This window comes from Arthrobacter sp. zg-Y238 (assembly GCF_024385525.1).
Classification (GTDB): domain Bacteria; phylum Actinomycetota; class Actinomycetes; order Actinomycetales; family Micrococcaceae; genus Arthrobacter_B; species Arthrobacter_B jinronghuae.
Genome location: NZ_JANFLU010000001.1, coordinates 257,188 through 275,753 on the forward strand (window position 1 = coordinate 257,188; position 18,566 = coordinate 275,753).

Genomic DNA, 18,566 nt, shown 5'->3' on the forward strand with positions numbered 1-18,566 from the left:
ACGAGAAAATGATCCAGGTCACGGAAAAGGCGTTCTAAACCCCCAAAACCGGACTGTGACAAAAACTACAAAACCGGGCTTGGATTCTACTTCTCGCGCTTGTTTGTGCGGATCTTGAAAAGATAACGATTCGTGCATACTTGATATCGATTTGATCTCGATAAAAGACTCCCCTACGTTGGTTAAGGCCCTGATCGAGGGCTGGACCGCCTGACTGGATCGAAGTCGGCGGCGGCCGGCACCAATTCGAGTGCGGCCTCAAACCAGTAAGCCTGATGCCACGCGTCCACTGCACGTCGCCGCTGCGTGGCATTGACGAAGACCTCTATCACTTTGGGGAAGGCGACGGCGTGCAGACGCCCGGGGACGGGATGAGCGCAGGTGGAACCCATGGGAGCAAAAGACTTATGAAGAACCAGAAGATCCGTCGTATCGTTCGCCGTGGCCTGGCTACCGCCGCCATCACCGGTGCTGGCGCTGCAGGACTCGTAGGAATGGCCGCTCCGGCCAACGCAGCCTCCATGGACTGGGACGCTCTCGCACAGTGCGAAAGCGGTGGCAACTGGTCCATCAACACCGGCAACGGTTACTCCGGCGGACTGCAGTTCAGCCCCAGCACCTGGGCAGCCTTCGGTGGCACCGGCGACGCAGCGAACGCCAGCCGCGAGCAGCAGATTGCCGTAGCCGAGCGTGTCCTGGCTGAACAGGGCCCCGGCGCCTGGCCTGCCTGCACCGCCAAGCTGGGCCTGACCGGCGCTACTGCCAACCCGCAGGCTGCCCAGGCTCCGGTTGAGCAGGCTCCTGTCGCCGAAGCCGCTCCGGTTGAGACCTACACCGAGCCCGCTCCGGTGGTCGAGGCCGCTCCGGTTGAGACCTACACCGAGCCTGCTCCGGTGGTCGAGGCCGCTCCGGTCGAGACCTACGTACAGCCGCAGACCGTTGCTCCGGCACCGGCCAGCGTCCCGGTTGAAGCCGTGGCTCCGGTTCAGACCCCGGCCCCGGCCCTGTCCGGCGAGACCTACGTCGTCCAGTCCGGTGACACCCTCTCCGGGATCGCCGAGAAGCTTGGCATCGAAGGTGGCTGGCAGGCGCTGTACAACGCCAACCTGGACACCGTTATCCACCAGGACCTGATCTTCACCGGTCAGACCCTGCAGCTGCCGGCCTAATTAGGGCAGAGTGAGTCTTCGGTAGCTGTTCCGCCTTAGTGCGGGAATCGAAGCAGAACGGGCGCTTTACGCAAATGCGTATAGCGCCCGTTCCTTTTTAACTTTCCTTTAACTTCCTCACCCGCCGGCGATTGACTGCAGGACCAGAAGCTCCGCGCGGGCGGGCAGCACGGTGGACGCACCCTCCAGGTCCCGGACGTCCTCTCCGTCCAGGTACAGGTTCACATAGCGGCGCAGCTCCCCGGTTTCATCACAGATCCGCCGGTACACGCCCGCAAAATCCGCCTGCAGGAGCGCCAGGACATCCGCAACCGTGACGTTTTCCGGTGTCCCTGCACCAGGCGCGGGACGAAGGGTCAGCATGCGCCGCCCGTCCGCGGCGTCGGCCAGTGCCGCAGGGAGCAACAGCTCGACGTCGCTGCGGCCGGGAGCGTCAGGCCGCAACTGCGCGGACACAGAGCACATCCGGAAGATTGGCCGCTACCAGGTGAAAGCTCTCACCCTCGTCGGCGCTGGCATACACCTCGCCGCCGCGGGTGCCGAAGTAGATGCCGGCGGGATCGGCGTCGTCCACATAGGCAGCATCGCGCAGCACGGCGTTGAAATCATAAACGGGCAGACCGGCGTCGAACCGTTCCCAGCTCCCGCCTGCATCGGTGCTGCGGTACACCGCGGGGCGGCCCTGCGGCGGATTGCGTTCCCCCGCCGAACCCAGCGGAATGGTCCAGATGGTATCCGGGCGGGTTGGGTGGGCAAGCATCACGAACCCGAAATCCGCGGGCAGGCCGTCCGCTATGGACAACCACTGTCCGCCGGCGTCGTCGCTGCGGTACACCCCGCCGTGGTTCTGGGCGTATAACCGCTGCGGGTTGCCCGCGTCCCGGGCAACCTTGTGCACGCACTGTCCGAACTCGGGATATTTCTCCGGCATAAAATCCGCGATGATGCCGGTGTTGAACGCACCCCAGCTCCGGCCGCGGTCATCGGAGCGGTAGACCCCGCCGCTGCTGATCGCCACATGGACGGAATCGTCACCTGGACTCGGCAGCACCGTATGGGCGGCCGGGCCGCCGTAGCCGGCGCCCCACTGGGTGCGGTGCGGGTGGTCCCATAACCCCCGCACCAGTTCGAAGTGCTTGCCGCCGTCCTCCGAGCGGAACACGGAGATCGGTTCGCAGCCCGCCCAGACCACACCCGGCCGGTCCGCGCTGTCCGGTGCCAGCTGCCAGATGCGCTCCAGCGAGGCGCCGGTGTCCTCGGGAAAGGCAATGGCCGCCTGCTCGGGTTCCTGCCAGGTCCGCCCCAGGTCATCCGAAATCGCTACATTGGTGCCCCACCACTCGGACCGGACACCGGCCAGCAGGCGAGGGGTCCCGCTGCGGGCGTCGAAAGCCAGGGACGGGACCTCCGTCATGGCAAACTCCGGCCCGCGCACCTCCCAGTTTCGACGGTCGGGGCTCGTGGCCAGCCACAGCCCCTTACGGGTTCCAATGGCGACCACGGTGGAGGCGCCGGGTGATCCGGCGGGGGACATGGCAGCAGGCATCGCTTCGGGCACGGCATCCATGCGGTTATTCCAGCACCGGGGGTGCCCTGGAACAAGGGCGTTCCCAAAGACCGGCCGCCCCGACGCCCAACGGATGCGCACCGCCGCATGGAAATTGCTGCCCCGGGTGCGATAGACATACAGGATGCTGTTGTTGCACCCGGAATCCCGGCGTCCATGATCTACATCGATCCGCCGATGTGGCCGGCGCACAACACCCTCTTCTCGCACCTGATTTCCAACTCCGGGCTGGACGAGCTGCACGCGTTCACCCGGGAGGCGGGCATCTCGGACCGGGCGTTCGACGGCGACCACTACGACGTGCCCCTGGAACGCTATGACACGCTTGTGTCGCTGGGGGCCGTGCCGGTCAGCTGCGGCGATCTGGTCCGCATCCTCATCTCCAGCGGGCTGCGGATCCCGGCACGGGAGCGTCCTTCTGCCCTTGCCGCCCCGCTGCGCCACCGGTGGAACCGGCTGCTGCCCGGGACACCGGAGCTGGGCGAATACCTGCTTCAGCTCTGGAATGAACCGCATCGCCGCTACCACGACCGCAGGCACCTGCTGCAGGTCCTGGAGGCTCTGGACCTGCTTGCCGGCGGAGAAATTCCCCGGCCCGTGGCCCTGGCGGCCTGGTTCCATGACGCCGTGTACACCGGCCGGGCCGGCGCGGACGAGGATGCCTCGGCCCGGCTGGCCGAGCAGCTGCTGCCCGGCGCGGGTGTGCCTGCCGCAGAGACCGCGGAATGCGCACGGCTGGTCCGCCTGACGGCCCGCCATGACCCGGCTGCAGCGGACAGCAACGGGGCGCTGCTCACGGACGCGGACCTGGCAGTGCTGGCCCGCGAACCAGCGGGCTATGCCGCGTATCTGCAGGCCGTCCGCGCCGAATACGCGCACCTTTCAGCGGAGGACTTCACTGCCGGACGACGCCGGGTGGTCCGTCAGCTTGCCGCAGCCGACCCGCTCTACCGGACGCCCGTCGGACGGCAGCTCTGGGAGGAACGGGCCCGCCGCAACCTTGCTGCGGAACTGGCGGGAACTGACCAGCCATGACAAGACGCGATGACGCGACCGGGTTCAGCGGCCAGTTCACCGGGCACCGGCGCGGCAGCCCCGGTTACCGCGGCGTCCTGGTGGGACTGGCCGCGGCAGGTGTAGCTACCTTCGCCCAGCTGTACTCGCTGCAGGGAGTCCTGCCCGAACTCGCTGCCGATCTGGGTATCTCTGCGTCTTCGGCCGCGTTGACGGTTTCCGCAGCCACCCTCGGACTCGCCGTCACGGTGATTCCCTGGTCCGCCGCAGCGGACCGGTTCGGCCGGCTGCCGGCCATGCGCCTGGCGATCCTGGCCGCGGTAGTGCTTGGCCTGGCCGTTCCCCTGAGCCCCAATCTGCCGGTGCTGCTGGGACTCCGTTTCCTCGAGGGGGCGGCACTGGGCGGGATTCCGGCGGTGGCGCTGGCCTACCTGAGCGAGGAAGTGAGCAGGCTGCATGCCGCCGTGGCTGCCGGGACCTACGTTTCGGGCACCACCATCGGCGGCCTCGCGGGCCGGATCCTGGCCGCACCCCTGACGGAACTGGTGAACTGGCGGGTGGGTGTAGCCGCCGTGAGCCTCCTGGCCGCCGGAGCCGCAGCCGTTTTTATGCTTACCGCACCCCGCCAGCACGGTTTTGTGCCCGTACGCCGGGCCGCCCCCGGACACGGACTGGCTGCGCGGCTGGCGGCGAACCTTCGCAGCCCGCGGCTGCTGGCCCTGTATGCACAGGGTTTCCTGCTGATGGGCGGCTTCGTGGCGGTCTACAACTATCTGGGTTTCCGGCTGGGCGAGCCGCCCTTCGGGCTGCCCCAGAGCCTGGCCAGTTCCCTGTTCCTCGCATATCTCGCCGGAACCTGGTCCTCCCGGGCCGCCGGTACCCTGGCGGCCCGGCTTCGCGGCGGGCGGAAGCCGGTGCTGCTGCTGTCCCTCGGCGGCATGGCGGCGGGCCTTGCCCTGACCCTGGCGGACAACCTTCCGGCAATCGTCGCCGGACTGCTGGTCTTCACCGCCGGTTTCTTCGCCGCGCATTCCATTGCCTCCGGCTGGACTCCGCTCCTCGCCCGGGAGGGACGGGCGCAGGCATCCTCGCTCTACAACCTCTTCTACTACACCGGGTCCAGCCTGCTGGGCTGGGTGGGCGGCTACTACTTCCAGCAGGGCGGCTGGCGGTTCCTGGTGCTCTTCGTCGGGGTGCTGCTGCTGGCTGCGGCACTGGTGGCCGTCCTGGTCCTACGCAGTAACGACGACGGCGGGGAGTAGCGCCCGCTTTCGATGCGGGGCCTGCGCAAAACGTAGGCTGGAAGGTGTGAAGACCGAAGCGGACCTTTCCTCCCGGCGGCTCAGCCGCCGGATCCTGGCCCTGGCCCTCCCGGCGCTGGGCGCGCTGATTGCCGAACCCCTGTTCCTGCTGGCGGATTCCGCGATCGTCGGGCACCTCGGCGTGGCCCAGCTGGCCGGCGTCGGCCTGGCCTCCACGGTGCTGCAGACCGCCGTCGGGTTGATGGTTTTCCTGGCCTATTCCACCACCGGAACGGTGGCGCGCTACCTCGGCGGCAACCGGCAGCCTGAGGCGCTCGCGGCAGGACGGGACGGCATTGCCCTGGCCGTCCTGTTAGGCGCGGTGCTTTCGACCGCGGGGTACCTGTTCGCTCCGCAGCTGTGCAGCGCCATGGGTGCCACCGGTGACGTGCACCGCTACGCCGTCGACTACCTGCGCTTTTCAATGCCGGGCCTGACCGCGATGCTGGTGGTCCTGGCCGCCACCGGGGTACTGCGCGGGCTGCAGGACACCCGTACCCCGCTGGTGGTCGCCACGGCCGGCTTCGCCGTGAACATCGGACTGAATTACCTGCTGGTCTACGGGTTCTCCCTGTCTGTGGCGGGATCTGCCCTGGGCACCAGCATCGCGCAGTGGGGCATGGCGGTGTTCTACCTGATCGCGGTGGCGCGGATGGCACGCTCCCACGGTGTACCCCTGCGTCCCGCGGTCGCGGGGATCCGGGCCACCGCCCACGTCGGCTCGTGGCTGATGCTGCGGACACTGAGCCTGCGTGCCGCGGTGCTTGCCACAGTCCTGGTAGCCACCGCGCAGGGGCCGGAATCCCTCGCAGCCCACCAGCTGGTTATGACCGTGTTTACCTTCCTGGCGTTCGCGCTGGACGCGCTGGCCATCGCGGCGCAGGCAATGATCGGCAAGGAACTGGGTGCCGGAGATACGGCGACGGCCCGCGCACTGACCCGGCGGATGATTGTGTGGGGTGTGGGCTTCGGCGTTATCACCGGCGCGCTGCTGGCGCTGGTGGCGCCGGTGGCAGGCGTGCTCTTCACCGGCGACGCCGGAGTGCAGCAAGCCATGACCGCCGGGCTGTGGATCCTCGCGGTGTCCCAGCCGATCTGCGGGCTGGTGTTTGTGCTGGACGGAGTGCTGATCGGGGCGGGGGATGCCAGATACCTGGCCCTCACCGGCGTGCTGAACCTGGCCGCCTATCTGCCCCTGCTGATCTGGGTGCACGCTGCGGACCTGTCCGGTTCCGGAGGGATCGCGTGGCTGTGGGCGGCATTCGCCCTCGGCTATATGAGCGCACGCGGAATCACGTTGTCCTGGCGGACCCGGCGGGACGCCTGGATGGTGACCGGTGCCGTGTCCGGTGCAGGGAGCGACTAAGCTTGACGGTGGCCAACCGGCCACCGATATGACGTAAAAGTGAAAGCGGAGGCTCTGCAGTGGGCGCATCCAATCCCGGAGCACCTTGGGGACCCATGCTGGTCCGTTCAATGGTCGCAGCAGTCTACGGCGTGCTGACCGTGTTCTGGCAGGATCCCACCGAGCCTGTCCTGGTGATTGCCGGCGGCACGTATCTGCTGCTCACCGGCGTCGCACTCTGGCCCATGCTTACCGCGGCCCGCGGACACGGCAACGTTCGGACCTTCCTGCTCGTTGAAGCCGCCGCCTATGTTCTTGCCGGTGCCGCCACCCTGGTCTTCGCCTCGGCCGAAGCATTCCGGGTGTCGGCCGCCGCGGCCCTCATTCTCGGGGGAATCCTGGAACTCACCCTCTGGGTCCGGAACCGCACCGGCTTCCTGCCGGCCCGTGACTGGCTGATCACTGGTGCCGCCGCCCTCGTGGCCGGCGTCCTGGTGCCGCTCGTCTACGACCTGGGCGTCCGGGCGCTGCTCGGCGTGACCGGTGGCGCGGCGATCATCATTGCGGTGATCGTGGCCATTTCCGCGCTGGGCGCCCGGCATGATTCCCGCGCCGCCGTGGACGAGCAGGCATAGGCCGTAAACTAGGTATCGCGCGCGGTGCATTTACGCACCGATCCGCGCCACCCCAACGCAGCAGGAGGCAATGATCGTGGCGAACAGCTCAACCGGTGGACCGCAGAGGCGGAACTCCGTAAAGGCACCGCTGATTTTCTCTGCCGTGCTGGCGTTGATTGCGGGCCTTGCAACCATGATCTTCGCCACCGGGGGAGCGGAACAGGAGCTGCGGTTCGACCTCGGGCTCATTGCCGTCGGCATTGCGTTTATCGCGTCGCTGCTGGTTTCTTCGCTGCTGCTGATGACGGAGAAGCCGAACCCCGAGCACCTCAGCCAGGGTTCGGGCATCCACCGCAGCTCGGCGAGCATCCCGGGCGGTGCGGGAAACGTCGGCAAGCCGACCCCGCCCGCGGCTCACACGGACGACGACGAGTCTCCCCGGCCCACGGATCCCACCGCCTGAGCAGCCGGGCTAGTCGAAAATCTCCTTGCTGATGTCCGTCGGTGCGTCGTATTGGCGCTCCGGCAGGTTCTTTAGCGCCTCCAGAACGGTCCCTTCGGCGCCCGCCCCCTCGGCCTTTTTCACGATGTCCTCCTTCGAGGCCGGATAGTCCAGGCCTCCGAGGGTTTTCTGCACGTCAATCGGGCTGGGTTTCTCGGCCATGCGTTCTCCTTTGTGGTTGCTGATGGACGGGTTGTACTCGGCGGTGCCCAGGATGAGCTCGGCGGCGTCAGCGGACCGGTCGGTAACCGTGGTCGGTGACTCCAGGTGGACTGCACCGGAGGGAACCATCCCGGCGCCGCCGAACCTTTCCATCACCCGCCACTGGGCTGCAACGTCCTCCCCGGCGTGCCCGGGCGGCAGCTGGTTCCAGAATCCGAAGCCTCCGCACTCAAGCAGTGCCTGCCGGTCATAGAGGACGCAGGCCCCCACCCAGGCGATCCGGTACAACCGCCATTCTCCCGGCGGGATGCCGAGGCCGGAAGCCACATGCGCCAGATTCGCCGCGTTGTGCAGGGTCCAACGCGAGAAGCCCGGCTGGCTGCGGCGAATCCGTTCCGGCTGCACCTGTCCGTTTTCCCACACCTCGAACGGCTGCTGTTCCTCAGGCCGCCGGTCGGCGAGATAGGACAGTCCCTGCACGGCCGCCCCCACGAATCCGCCGCCGGACGACGCCAGGGCGGCCGTCAGCCGGGCCAGCATGTCCGGTTCCAGCCAGACGTCGTCGTCCAGGAACAGGACCTGCGGAGCACCGGACTGTCCCAGCAGGAAGTGCCGCTGTTCGGCCAGCCCCCGCGCCGGCAGGTGCCTCAGGAGCCGGACCGGACGGCCCTGCGCCTCCAGGACCCGGACCATCGCTTCCGCGGCCGGATGGTTCCAGGACGGGACATCGGTACTTTGGTCGCTGATAACGACGGCGAAGTCCGGCCCGTCCTGCGCGGCCAGCCCCGCGAGGGTGACCGCGAGTTCGGCCGGCCGGTTGCGGGTCGGAATCAGCACGTCCACCTCCGCCGCGCTGCCCGAACCGGGCGGACCGGCCCAGTCCCCGGACCAGCGGCGCGTCACGGCGGGTCCCCGGGATTGTTCCCGCCTGCGGCAATGCCGCCGTCGCCCGCGGGGTTCCCGCCGGTCTCCCCGGCATCATTCGCGGTGCCGCCCGACCGGATCCGGGACACCAAGGCAGTGGTGGAGTGGTCGGAGACATAGTCCAGGATCAGCACCCGGCCGCCGCACTCCTCCACCACCGGGGTTTCCGCCAGCATCTGCGCGGAGTAGTCCCCGCCCTTGGCGTAAATATCCGGCCGCAGTTCCCGGATGAGCGGAATCGGGGTGTCCGTCTCGAACACGGTCACGTAGTCCACGCAGCTGAGCGCTGCGATGATCCCGGCCCGGTCATGGACGGGATTGATGGGACGGCCCGGTCCTTTCAGCCGGCGGGCGGACGCGTCGCTGTTCAGGGCGACCACCAGGATGTCACCGAGCTGCTTGGCCTGGTTCAGGTACCGGGTATGCCCGCGGTGCAGGACGTCGAAGCAGCCGTTGGTCAGGACAATCCTGCGCCCGGCAGCCCGTTCGACGGCGGTCCGGGCCAGGAGATCCGCCTGGCTGAGCGCCGTGTCGGCAAAGCCGTCCAGATGCTTTTCCAGGTCGGCGGTGCTGCACACGGAGGTCCCGGGCCGCTGGACAACAATATCGGCGGCGTTCTGCGCCAGGTCCGCAGCGGTGGACAGCGGCAGCCCTGCGGCACGAGCCAGTGTCAGGCAGGCAACGAAGGTGTCACCCGCTCCCGACGCCTGTTTTTCGGCAGCGGGACGCGCCCAGGTGCGGTGGAACCCGCCGTCGGCGCCGATCACGGCCGCGCCGTCGCGGTCCAGGGTGACAGCTGCCGCTGCCGCACCTGCGGCGGCCAGCAGGTCCGGTGCATAGGTGCGAACCGCTGCGGCACGGTCCGGCCCGAGCGGCTTTGTCCCGCCCAGCAGTTGCGCGGCTTCGGCGGCATTCGGTGTGACCAAGTCGGGCGCCAGAGCGGCCCAGCCCGCGGCGTCGTGGGCATCCACGACGGTGAGGCGACCGCCGCGCAGTGCCACCAGGGCGTCTCGGACGGCGCCGTGCAGCAGCCCGGTGCCGTAGTCGCAGACCACCAATGCATCGGCGTCCGCCAGCAATGCAGGCACGGAGGCCGCCAGCAGTTCTGCTGCCTCGGCCGGGAACCGCCCGCCGTCGTCGAGCCGGAACAGTACCTGTTCCGCGGCGACAATCCGGTCCTTCGTGGCGGTCGCGGCGTCGGGGTGCTGCACCAGCCCGCGCAGATCCACGCCCGCCTCGGCCAGGATGCTGCGCAGCCGGTCCCCGGCGGCGTCGGTGCCGGTCAGTCCGCCAAGCCGCACCCGTGCACCGAGGGCCTGCAGGTTCATGGCGGTGTTTCCCGCACCGCCGGGTGCGTAGTCCTTCCGCTGCACATCCACCACGGGTGCCGGCGCCTCCCGGCAGAACCGTTCGGTGACCCCGGACCACCAGCCATCCAGCATCACGTCGCCGATGACCGCTATGCGGAGGGAAGCTGCCGCGAGACGGTCAGGCAGCCCTGGCGCGAGGCTGCGAACCTCCCCGGGGTTCCGGAAGTCCGTCACTCCGGTATTCCCGGTGCCGCGGTGCCAGGGGAACCGACGTGGACCACCTTTACCAGGGAGAACTCGTCCAGGAGTTCCGGGCCGTAGCCAAAGCCGCGGCCGCTCCGGCGCCGGGGCTGCGCCGAGCCTCCCGGGGCGCCGCCGAAGACGGCGTTGATCTTCACGGTGCCCACGTCCAGGGCCGCCACTGCCTGCTGCACGTGAGCAATGCTGCCCGTCAAGACAGTGGCGGCCAGTCCGTAGGGCCCCGCAGCTGCCAGGGCGAGCCCGTGGTCGAAGCTGTCCACCACCTGGATGGGGGCCACGGGGCCGAACGTTTCGGCGTCGAAGACCTCCATCCCGGCCGAACAGTTCAGCAGGACGGTCGCGGGGTAGTGGGCACCGGGTCCTTCCGGCAACACGCCGCCCTCCGCAATCGTGGCCCCGCGGACCAGCGCCTGGGTTATCTGCTGGTGCACGGTGTCGCGGAGTCGGGCATCCACAAGGGGCGCCACCGCACCCTCCCGATTACGTCGCCGCGCTTCGGCAATGAGCTCGGCGCAGAACGCATCCGCGATATTCCGGTGCACGTAGATGCGCTCCACCGAGGTACAGATCTGGCCGCTGTTGCTGAATGCCCCGACAGCTGCCTGTCCGGCCGCCCATCGCGGGTCCACATCCGCATCAACCAGCAGCGGATCGTTGCCGCCGTTCTCAAGAATGACGTGGGCTCCCGTCAGCGCAGCCGCCCGGGCAATCCTCGCGCCGGTTGCACTGGAACCCACGTGCGCCAGGACGTCCACCCCTGCCTCCATGCTCAGCAGGGCACCCACATCCGCCCCGCCGGCGAGTGTTGTCAGGACACCCGCGGGGAACACCGGGGCGAGGATTTCCCCGAGCAGTTTCCCGGTGTGGGGCGAACGCTCGCTGGGCTTGGCAATTACCGTGTTCCCGGTGGCCAGCGCCGCGCCGATCAACCCGGCGGCCACGGCCACCGGGTCGTTCCACGGGGTCAGCACAACGGCGACGCCGCGCGGCCCGGTTACCGTGTAATCCGCAGCCAGTGCCGCACCGCGGAGGCTGTGCCCCCGGTGCACCGGGCCGAGTTCGGCGTACTGCTCCAACGTGGCCACCCCGGCCTGCACCCCGGCAAGGGCCTCAGTCTCCGGCCGTCCGGTCTCGCGGGTGTTCCACGCGGCCACTTCGGCGGCCCGCAGTTCCAGGGCAGCGGCAGCGGCGCGCAAGAGGCGTCCCCGCTCGCCGGGGTCGGTGCCTGCCCACCCGGGGAGGGCGCCGCGGGCTGCCGCCACGGCGGCTCGGATGCCGTCCCGTCCGTCCTGCTCCATCCGACCCACCAGGGTTCCGTCCCGCGGATCGAAAATGGTGATCGGCTCGAGGGAACCGTTGGGGTCCATCGGGGAAGCGGGCGGGGGAGCCGGCGGCTGAATGGTGGTGGACATGCTGCTCCTTCTCGCGCGTTGTATAGCTCCCATACCCCGTTTCCGGCGGGTTCAGACAGGTGGGGCAAGCACGTGCGGGCCCGGCTCATCTGGAGTAAACACCTCCCTTGGGTCCGGCGTCGCCAGCACCTATGGTGAGTGCCCACGGGGCAGACCGCGCGCACGCGGGTCCTCGGCGAAAGGAAGCCCAATGAAGCAGAAGACCACGGAACAGCGCGGGCCGCTGCAGCCCCGGGGGGACCGGCCGGGACTTGTCCGCGGGGTCGGCCCCCTGGCCGTGCCCTTTCCGAATGTGGAGAAAATCGCCGTGCTGCGCGGCGGAGGGCTGGGGGACCTGATGTTCGCCCTGCCTGCGGTCGAAGCGCTCGCCGCCGCGTATCCGTCCGCATCCATCACACTGCTTGGCACTGCGCTGCACGCCGCCCTCCTGGCGAACCGGCCCGGACCGGTGCAGCGGGTGGAGGTCCTGCCAGCCGCCCCCGGCATTGCCTCCGGACCGGAGGACCCGGAGGCCGTCGAGGCGTTCCTGGCCCGGATGCAGCGGGAGCGGTTCGACCTGGCCGTACAGGTGCACGGCGGCGGCCGGAACTCGAACCCCTTCCTGCTCCGCCTGGGGGCACGGCACACAGTAGGGACCCGCACCCCCGATGCCGCTGCCCTGGAACGGAGCATTCCCTACATCTACTACCAGCACGAGGTCTTCCGGGCCCTGGAAGTGGCCGGGCTCGCCGGAGCCGCCCCTGTCAGCCTCGACGCGCAGCTGCCCGTCCTGGCTGAAGAGGCAGCAGCGGCGCGGGCCCTGCTATTGCCGGACCGGAACCTGGTGAGCCTGCATCCCGGGGCCACGGACCCGCGGCGGCGGTGGCCGGCGTCGTGCTTCGCGGAGGTGGCGGTGCGTGCCGTCGACCGGGGCTGCCAGGTGGTGGTGGTGGGCGACGACGCCGACCGGGGCCTCGCGCAGGAGGTTGTGGACCGGGCGCTCGCGGCGGCCGGACCCGAAGTGCCCGTCCGCTCGCTGGCCGGGGAACTGGGCATCGGCACGCTCGCAGCCCTGCTGCAGGCCAGTGCGGTGATGGTGGGCAATGACAGCGGGCCCCGGCACCTGGCGCAGGCGGTTGGAGCCGCCACGGTGGGGATCTACTGGTTCGGCAACGTCGTCAACGCCGGGGCGATGGGCCGCATCCGGCACCGGGTGCACATGTCCTGGGTGTCGGAGTGCCCCACCTGCAAGGCCGACGTCACGCAGGTCGGCTGGACGGCGGAGCGGTGCGAACATGACGACTCGTTTGTGGCGGAAGTGCGGGCGGCAGAGGTGTGGGCCGACGTCGACGAGCTGCTGGGGCAGGCTCGGAAAGCCCGCTAAGGTCGGGGTATGCACATTTGGTATCCGGCGTCGCGGCTGCAGCCGGACGGCGTCCCCTGCCGTACGGTGGGCCGCCGGTGAACCTGCGCGAGCAGCAACGGAGCGAAACCCGGCAGCGGTTCATTGACACCGCCATGCAGTTGTTTCAGGAGCAGGGTTTCACCGCAACCAGCATGAACCAGATTGCGGTTGCCGCCGGCGGCAGCCGCGCCAACCTCTATCTGCATTTCCGGAACAAGCCCGAACTGGTCATGGCTAAAATGCGGGACATTGAACAGGAAATCACGGACGGCTACCGCGCGCTGGATGAGCTGCCGCAGCACGATTTTGCCGCCCTCCGCGGGTGGCTGGTGGACACCAAAGGGCTCTGGTCGCGGTACGCAATCGAATTTGCGGCCATGGAGCAGGCCATGGCCGCAGACACGGCGGTGGCGGACGAGTGGCTCGGCATGCTGCGTCGCGTCAGCGGGTCAATGGAGCGGCTCTACCGCTCCTGCTCCTCGAAACAGGAGCGGGAAGAACTGCAGACCCATCTCGTGACTTTCATGATGAGTTTGGACCGCAACTTCTACTTCCTCTACGTCCGGGGACACCAGGAGCGACACGAAATGGTGCTCGATGCGCTGACCCGCCAACTCATGAGCCTGTTCGCTGACAGGTTTCCGTCCCAGTAGCAGCCGGAGTCCCGGCTGCAGCTGGAACGGAAACCCAAAGCGGCTACCGGTCCAGGACCAGCCGCGGACAGCCCCGCCCGGCCCGGGATACGCAGATCATCAACGTCTCATTGGCATCCTGCTCGTCCGGCGTGAGGATCGAGTCACGGTGTTCGGCCCGCCCGGACACGATCCGGGTTTCGCAGGTGCCGCAGGTTCCCGTCTTGCAGGAAGAAATCACCGGCAGCCCGGCCCGGTCCGCAGCGTCGAGGATGCTTTCGTCCGGACCTACTTCAACGGTGACTCCCGAGGTTGCGAACTCCACCTCGAAGGCAGTGTCCGGTTCAGAGCGTTCCAGCACCTTGGCGGCAAACCGTTCCACCCGCAGCGACCCCTTGCGCCAATGGGCAGAGTGGGTTTCCACGGCCCGCAGCACCGGTTCGGGTCCGCAGCAGTAGATGAGGGTGTCTTCCCGCGCGTCCTGCAGCAGTCCCGGCAAATCCATCAGTCCGTGGGTGTCCTGCGGCACGAGGGTGACGCGCTCCCCGTAGGCGGCCAGTTCCTCGAGGAACGCCATTGAAGCCCGTGTGCGTCCGCCGTACACCAGTTGCCAGTCGGCGCCGGCCTGTTCCGCTTCGCGGATCATGGTCAGGAGCGGGGTGATGCCAATGCCACCGGCAATGAAGAGGTACTTCGGTGAGGGGGCAAAGCGGAAGTTGTTCCGTGGCCAGGAAACGGTGACGGTACTGCCTTGATGGAGCGTACGGTGCACCGCCATCGAGCCGCCGCGTCCGGTATCGGACCGCAGCACGCCCACGCGGTAGGCTGCTGTGTTGCCCGGATCCGAGCACAGCGAATACTGGCGCACCAGCGTCTCGGGGTCCCCGGGTACGTGCAGATCGATGTGCGCGCCTGGCTTCCACCCGGGCAGGGCACCTCCATCGGGGTGGCCCAGGAGCAGGGAGACCACGCCGTCGGATTCTTCCCGGCGCTCCAGGACCCGCAGGTTCAGGGTTCGCACGGCGCGTTCCCGGGAGCGGGCGACGTCGGCCACGTCCCAGTGCACGTTCAGTGAGCGGCGCGCGGGCAGCAGAGCAAACCGGACGAAGTCCACGGCATCAGCGTCGTCCGGGCGCATTGAGGGCAGGCGTTCGTAAAGCACCTTCAGACCCGCAGCCCCCTGGACCCGGGCGAGCGGATTGCCCAGGCACTTGTGGCGTCCGGTGGAGAAGGCCAAATGGTCCATTGGATCCTGGCGGTGGATATCGAAGGCAAACGGGCTGTCCACGTGGGCCGGATCTGTGTTCACCGAGGCCAGGGCAAGCCAGACCATGTCCCCGGCCTTGATCTGTGCCCCGCCGAGCTCAATGTCGATGTTGGACCGGCGGGAAGCGAACGTGGAGGAAGGCCGGCGGCGGACGGTTTCCTCAAAGACCCGCGGCCAGAGCTCAGGCTCGGCCAGGGCATCTTCCCGTGCCTGCGGGTTTGCGGCCAGGAACAGTACTGCGTTCGCCATGGCCTGAGCGGTGGTGTCGGTGCCTGCCGCGGCAAACTCGGTGAGGTGTATGGCTATTTGGTCCGCGCCGAGGGTATATCCACCGTCTTCGCTCCGCGCGGAAGCCATCACGCTGATCAGGTCCCCGGCATCGGAGTTGCGGCGTGATTCAATGATGTCCCGCAGCACGAGGTTTGCCTCGGTGTAGCGTTTCCAGACCTGCGAGCGGAGGGGTTCCGGGAACGGCTCCTGCGCCGAGGCCAGAATCTGGAAGAAGTCGTCCCGCAGCTGGCGCATCATCGCGTCATATTCGTAATCGAGACCCATGAGGGCCATCAGGGTTTGGGTGGTCAGCTCGAGGCAGTAATCCTCCAGCAGGTTGCCCTTCCCCTGGTCCTCGAACCCGTCAATGATGCGGTGTGCACGGGACTCGATCTCCGGCTGCAGCGCGTCCATTCGTTCCTGCAGGAAGCCCAGCTGTGCCACACTGCGGGCGGTGGTATGTCCCGGAGGATCCGATCCCACGAGGATTCGGGACATCAGCTCTGCGGGAATGGTGGACTGGTAGGCCTCCGGCACCTCTATCAATCCGCCGTTGGATGCGGAAGAGAACTTCTGCCAGTCGGAGAGCACGGTCAGGGCATCCTCGCGGCGGGTGACAATCCAAGCATTGAGGTGCGGATAAAAGAAGGTGGGGGTCTCGTCACGGACTTCCGCAAAGTGTGCGGCTGGGTCGCGGTAGTAGGCATCGCCCATGGCATCGAAGCCGTGGGCCACGGGGCATTTTGACGGAGCGGAGGGGGCAGCGGTCATGGCGGATTCCTTTGAAAAGAAGTCAGAGGGCGGCGGCGACGGCGAGCGTTGAGATTTTCTGGAAGCGGGCCACGTTCTCGCCCTCATCCATCACGCCGGAAGAGAGGAACACGAACGTGAGATCGCGCGCGGGATCCACCCAGAACAGGGTCGATCCGGCCCCGTAGTTGCCGAAAGTCCGGGGGCTGGTGAACGGGCCGAAGAAGTTGGGAGCGGTACCGGTGCCGGAAAGGGAAAAACCGAGTCCAAAGTTGCCGCGCGGGGTTTCCCAACCCCGCATGGCAGCGATTCCTGCGTACAGGTCGTTGGGCATGTCCCCGGTCTGCAGGGTGGTGGCAGCGTCGATGACGGCAGGCGCCAGCAGCTGCTCGCCGTCAACGGCGCCGCGGTTGCGGAACAATTCGGCAAATCGGAACACGTCATCGACCGTGGAGGTGGCGCCGACCCAGGGCATCTCCGCGTTCTCGGTGATATGCGTGTTCAGGCATTCGATATCCTCGGGTGCCAGCCAACCGTCTTCAGGCACGTAAACCTTCAGCGGCACCGCGCGTCCGGTCCTCCCCGACGGGAGCCCGAAGGCAGTGTCCTGCATCCCCAGAGGTTCGAAGACCAGGTCGCGGGCCAAATCGCGGAAATGCTCGTAGCCGTAGACGCGGCGTACCATCTCACCGATGAGCGCGTGGTTGATGGAAGGGGCGTAATTGAGGTTGCTGCCTGGGTCGTTGACCACGTCCACGCTGCCCAGAGCAGCAATGACATCGGCCAGGACACCGAAACGTTCCGCCGGCAGTCCGGGGTCCGGGGTCGCGGGCATGCCGGAGCGGTGCGTCAGCAGGTGGCCAAGATTGATTCTGTCCTTGCGTACGGCACGGAACCGGTCGGTGCCGAAGAACTCGGGTATCACGTCCACCACGCGAGTGGACAGCGCGAGCCTGCCCTCACCGAGGGCACGGTAGGCCAGCGTGTTGGTGAATGCCTTGGACATGGACAGGATGCGGTAAACGTCCCCGCGCTGCGTGGCCCGGCCGGTTTCCCGTTCGGCGAACCCGTAGCTGCCCTGCAGACCGATCCGGCCGTGGCGGGCCACGATGATGTTCACCCCGTCGTAGTCACCGCGTTGGATGTCCGCCTCAATGGTGTCTTCAAGGGTTTTCAGGGCAGAGGGGTTCAGTCCCTCAACGTTGTTGATCATGGAGCCTTCCGGGGACGGGTTGATACGGGGGAGATGGTGCTGGTCAGGACATCAGGGCGCCGCCGGACGGCGAGAGCACCTGTCCGGTGTAGTGAGCGCCGGCGTCCGAGGCCAGGAAGACCAGAGTTCGAGCAATCTCCTCGGGTTCCGCGAGCCGTTTCAGCGGTTGCAGCGCCAGCAGTGCCTGAACATGCTCCTCCCCGGACTGGGTCAGCAGGGGAGTGTTGATGCCGGCAGGAGCCAGGGCGTTCACCCGGATGCCGAAGGGGGCCAGTTCACCGGCGGTGGTGCGAGTCATCCCGACGACTGCGGCCTTGGACGCGGGGTAGTACGTGGGCATGGGCAGGCCAACAAGCCCGGCCACCGAGGCGAAGTTGACGACGGCGCCCCCGCCCGCGGCCTTCAGCAGCGGGACGGCTGCGCGCAGGCAGTAAAAAGTTCCGTACACATTGATCCGCATGACGCGGTCGAAGTCCTCGTCAGGAATCTCTGTGATGAATTCAGGGCTGAACGGCTCACCGGCCTTCATGGCGGCCAGCATTCGGTGGTTGATTCCGTCCAACCACTCGGTGGCCTGCCGGTGAGGGGTGTTCACACCGGCCGCGTTGATCAGCACATCCAATCGGCCCTGCTCGTCTGCCACCCGCTTAAAGGCTGCGGTGACCGCGGCCGAGTCGGCAATGTCAACGGCCAGCCCGGTGGCGTGCGGTTCCTCGCTGAATTCACGGTCCACGGCGTTCTGGGAGATATCCAGGGCATATACGGTGGCGCCCTCGGCCAGAAAAGCCCGGGCGGCGGCCAGACCCATTCCCGAGCCGGCTCCGGTAATAACTGCGATCTTGTCCTGCAGGTCCACGCAAACTCCTCTGACGCTTGTGATGTGAACCACATCATGCCAGCTGACTAGACAGGTGTCTAGTCAATGGTTGCGTTGCTGCTCATCCCTGGAGCCGTACCCATACCAGCACCGCATGCGTGGTGTGCACACCGGCGAACAGACCGGCGGCGGCGAGATACATCCAGGGCCGGTACCACGGAACAAAACGCAGGGACGAATGCGCGCCGACGCCGGCCAACCAGAGGATCGAGGACCAGGCCGGTGCGGTGAAACCGGCCAGCGAGGTGCTCCAGCGGCTGTCCGGAGCGGCGATGACGGCGGCCCACGCAGCCGCGTATACGAGGACTCCGGTGGCGTAGAGGCCCCAAACCGGCCGCTGCCCCCGGAGGGTCAGGGGCATCAGCAGGGGAACGGCAGCAACCAGCATCCGGAGGAGGCTTTCCGCCGCAGCAAGTGCCGCGGGGATCTCCCGCGAAAACGTGCCATACCCGGCGGGCAGCAGGGGCGTCACGGCGGCATTGAGCAGCAGCAGCGGAAGGACCAGCCAAAACCGGTTTGCCAGCCACCGCTCCCGCCGGAACAGGGAGGTAGAGGTTTCCACAACCGGCATGCGGTTACGGTATGCCAC

General features: G+C 67.7%; 17 protein-coding genes. 8 read left to right on the forward strand and 9 right to left on the reverse strand.

Annotated features, from left to right (window positions below; translation table 11 throughout):
- The first annotated feature begins 407 nt into the window (after positions 1–407).
- Positions 408–1,169: a transglycosylase family protein gene (locus NNX38_RS01305; RefSeq protein ID WP_255796746.1), complete on the forward strand. Its 762-nt coding sequence runs from the start codon at positions 408–410 to the stop codon at positions 1,167–1,169.
- Positions 1,170–1,286: 117 nt separating this feature from the next.
- Here the strand turns inward: NNX38_RS01305 and NNX38_RS01310 are convergent, their stop codons facing one another.
- Both NNX38_RS01310 and NNX38_RS01315 read right to left on the reverse strand, forming a co-directional pair.
- Positions 1,287–1,625: a MoaD/ThiS family protein gene (locus NNX38_RS01310; protein ID WP_255796354.1), complete on the reverse strand. Its 339-nt coding sequence runs from the start codon at positions 1,623–1,625 to the stop codon at positions 1,287–1,289.
- Entirely contained in the window at positions 1,603–2,736 is a 1,134-nt protein-coding gene (locus tag NNX38_RS01315) for a sialidase family protein (protein WP_255796355.1), read from the reverse strand. The genes NNX38_RS01310 and NNX38_RS01315 overlap by 23 nt, the downstream gene beginning before the upstream one ends.
- 156 nt (positions 2,737–2,892) lie before the next feature.
- Between NNX38_RS01315 and NNX38_RS01320 the strand changes: the two genes are divergently transcribed.
- The 5 genes from NNX38_RS01320 to NNX38_RS01340 all read left to right on the forward strand — a co-directional run bounded on the left by NNX38_RS01320 (position 2,893) and on the right by NNX38_RS01340 (position 7,476).
- The gene (locus tag NNX38_RS01320; protein ID WP_255796747.1) at positions 2,893–3,771 is read left to right on the forward strand and encodes a DUF4031 domain-containing protein; all 879 of its coding nucleotides are present in this window, start codon (positions 2,893–2,895) and stop codon (positions 3,769–3,771) included.
- Positions 3,768–5,012, forward strand: coding sequence for an MFS transporter (locus tag NNX38_RS01325; RefSeq protein ID WP_255796356.1), 1,245 nt, complete (start codon positions 3,768–3,770; stop codon positions 5,010–5,012). Before NNX38_RS01320 ends, NNX38_RS01325 begins: the two co-directional genes overlap by 4 nt.
- A 46-nt stretch (positions 5,013–5,058) precedes the next feature.
- Entirely contained in the window at positions 5,059–6,417 is a 1,359-nt protein-coding gene (locus NNX38_RS01330; protein WP_255796357.1) for an MATE family efflux transporter, read from the forward strand.
- A gap of 110 nt (positions 6,418–6,527) precedes the next feature.
- Positions 6,528–7,031 (forward strand): hypothetical protein, encoded by a 504-nt coding sequence (locus NNX38_RS01335; protein ID WP_255796358.1) that lies wholly within the window; start codon positions 6,528–6,530, stop codon positions 7,029–7,031.
- A gap of 76 nt (positions 7,032–7,107) precedes the next feature.
- Entirely contained in the window at positions 7,108–7,476 is a 369-nt protein-coding gene (locus NNX38_RS01340; protein ID WP_255796359.1) for a hypothetical protein, read from the forward strand.
- A gap of 9 nt (positions 7,477–7,485) precedes the next feature.
- Here NNX38_RS01340 and NNX38_RS01345 read toward each other — a convergent pair whose 3' ends face one another.
- The 3 genes from NNX38_RS01345 to NNX38_RS01355 are packed head-to-tail and all read right to left on the reverse strand — an operon-like array spanning position 7,486 to position 11,539.
- Positions 7,486–8,580, reverse strand: coding sequence for a DUF2795 domain-containing protein (locus tag NNX38_RS01345; RefSeq protein ID WP_255796360.1), 1,095 nt, complete (start codon positions 8,578–8,580; stop codon positions 7,486–7,488).
- On the reverse strand, positions 8,577–10,145 hold the full coding sequence (rfaE2, locus tag NNX38_RS01350; RefSeq protein WP_255796361.1) for a D-glycero-beta-D-manno-heptose 1-phosphate adenylyltransferase: 1,569 nt from the start codon (positions 10,143–10,145) through the stop codon (positions 8,577–8,579). Before rfaE2 ends, NNX38_RS01345 begins: the two co-directional genes overlap by 4 nt.
- Complete coding sequence (locus tag NNX38_RS01355; RefSeq protein WP_255796748.1) at positions 10,142–11,539, reverse strand: aldehyde dehydrogenase; 1,398 nt, start codon at positions 11,537–11,539, stop codon at positions 10,142–10,144. The genes rfaE2 and NNX38_RS01355 overlap by 4 nt, the downstream gene beginning before the upstream one ends.
- 235 nt (positions 11,540–11,774) lie before the next feature.
- On the opposite strand from NNX38_RS01355, the gene NNX38_RS01360 reads away from it, so the two are divergent.
- Both NNX38_RS01360 and NNX38_RS01365 read left to right on the forward strand, forming a co-directional pair.
- A complete protein-coding gene (locus tag NNX38_RS01360) occupies positions 11,775–12,947 on the forward strand; it encodes a glycosyltransferase family 9 protein (RefSeq protein WP_255796362.1) in 1,173 nt (390 codons plus the stop codon).
- A gap of 17 nt (positions 12,948–12,964) precedes the next feature.
- Complete coding sequence (locus tag NNX38_RS01365; protein WP_255796363.1) at positions 12,965–13,621, forward strand: TetR family transcriptional regulator; 657 nt, start codon at positions 12,965–12,967, stop codon at positions 13,619–13,621.
- Between the two features lie 43 nt (positions 13,622–13,664).
- Here NNX38_RS01365 and NNX38_RS01370 read toward each other — a convergent pair whose 3' ends face one another.
- The 4 genes from NNX38_RS01370 to NNX38_RS01385 form a co-directional block, all read right to left on the reverse strand.
- Positions 13,665–15,908 (reverse strand): cytochrome P450, encoded by a 2,244-nt coding sequence (locus NNX38_RS01370; protein ID WP_255796364.1) that lies wholly within the window; start codon positions 15,906–15,908, stop codon positions 13,665–13,667.
- Between the two features lie 22 nt (positions 15,909–15,930).
- On the reverse strand, positions 15,931–17,100 hold the full coding sequence (locus NNX38_RS01375; protein WP_255796365.1) for a serine hydrolase: 1,170 nt from the start codon (positions 17,098–17,100) through the stop codon (positions 15,931–15,933).
- A gap of 43 nt (positions 17,101–17,143) precedes the next feature.
- Positions 17,144–17,956 carry an SDR family NAD(P)-dependent oxidoreductase gene (locus tag NNX38_RS01380; protein WP_255796366.1) on the reverse strand — a complete coding sequence of 271 codons (813 nt, stop codon included), beginning with the start codon at positions 17,954–17,956 and terminating at the stop codon, positions 17,144–17,146.
- 82 nt (positions 17,957–18,038) lie between these two features.
- Positions 18,039–18,548, reverse strand: a complete 510-nt coding sequence (locus tag NNX38_RS01385; RefSeq protein WP_255796367.1) for a hypothetical protein — start codon at positions 18,546–18,548, stop codon at positions 18,039–18,041.
- Positions 18,549–18,566 lie beyond the last annotated feature (18 nt).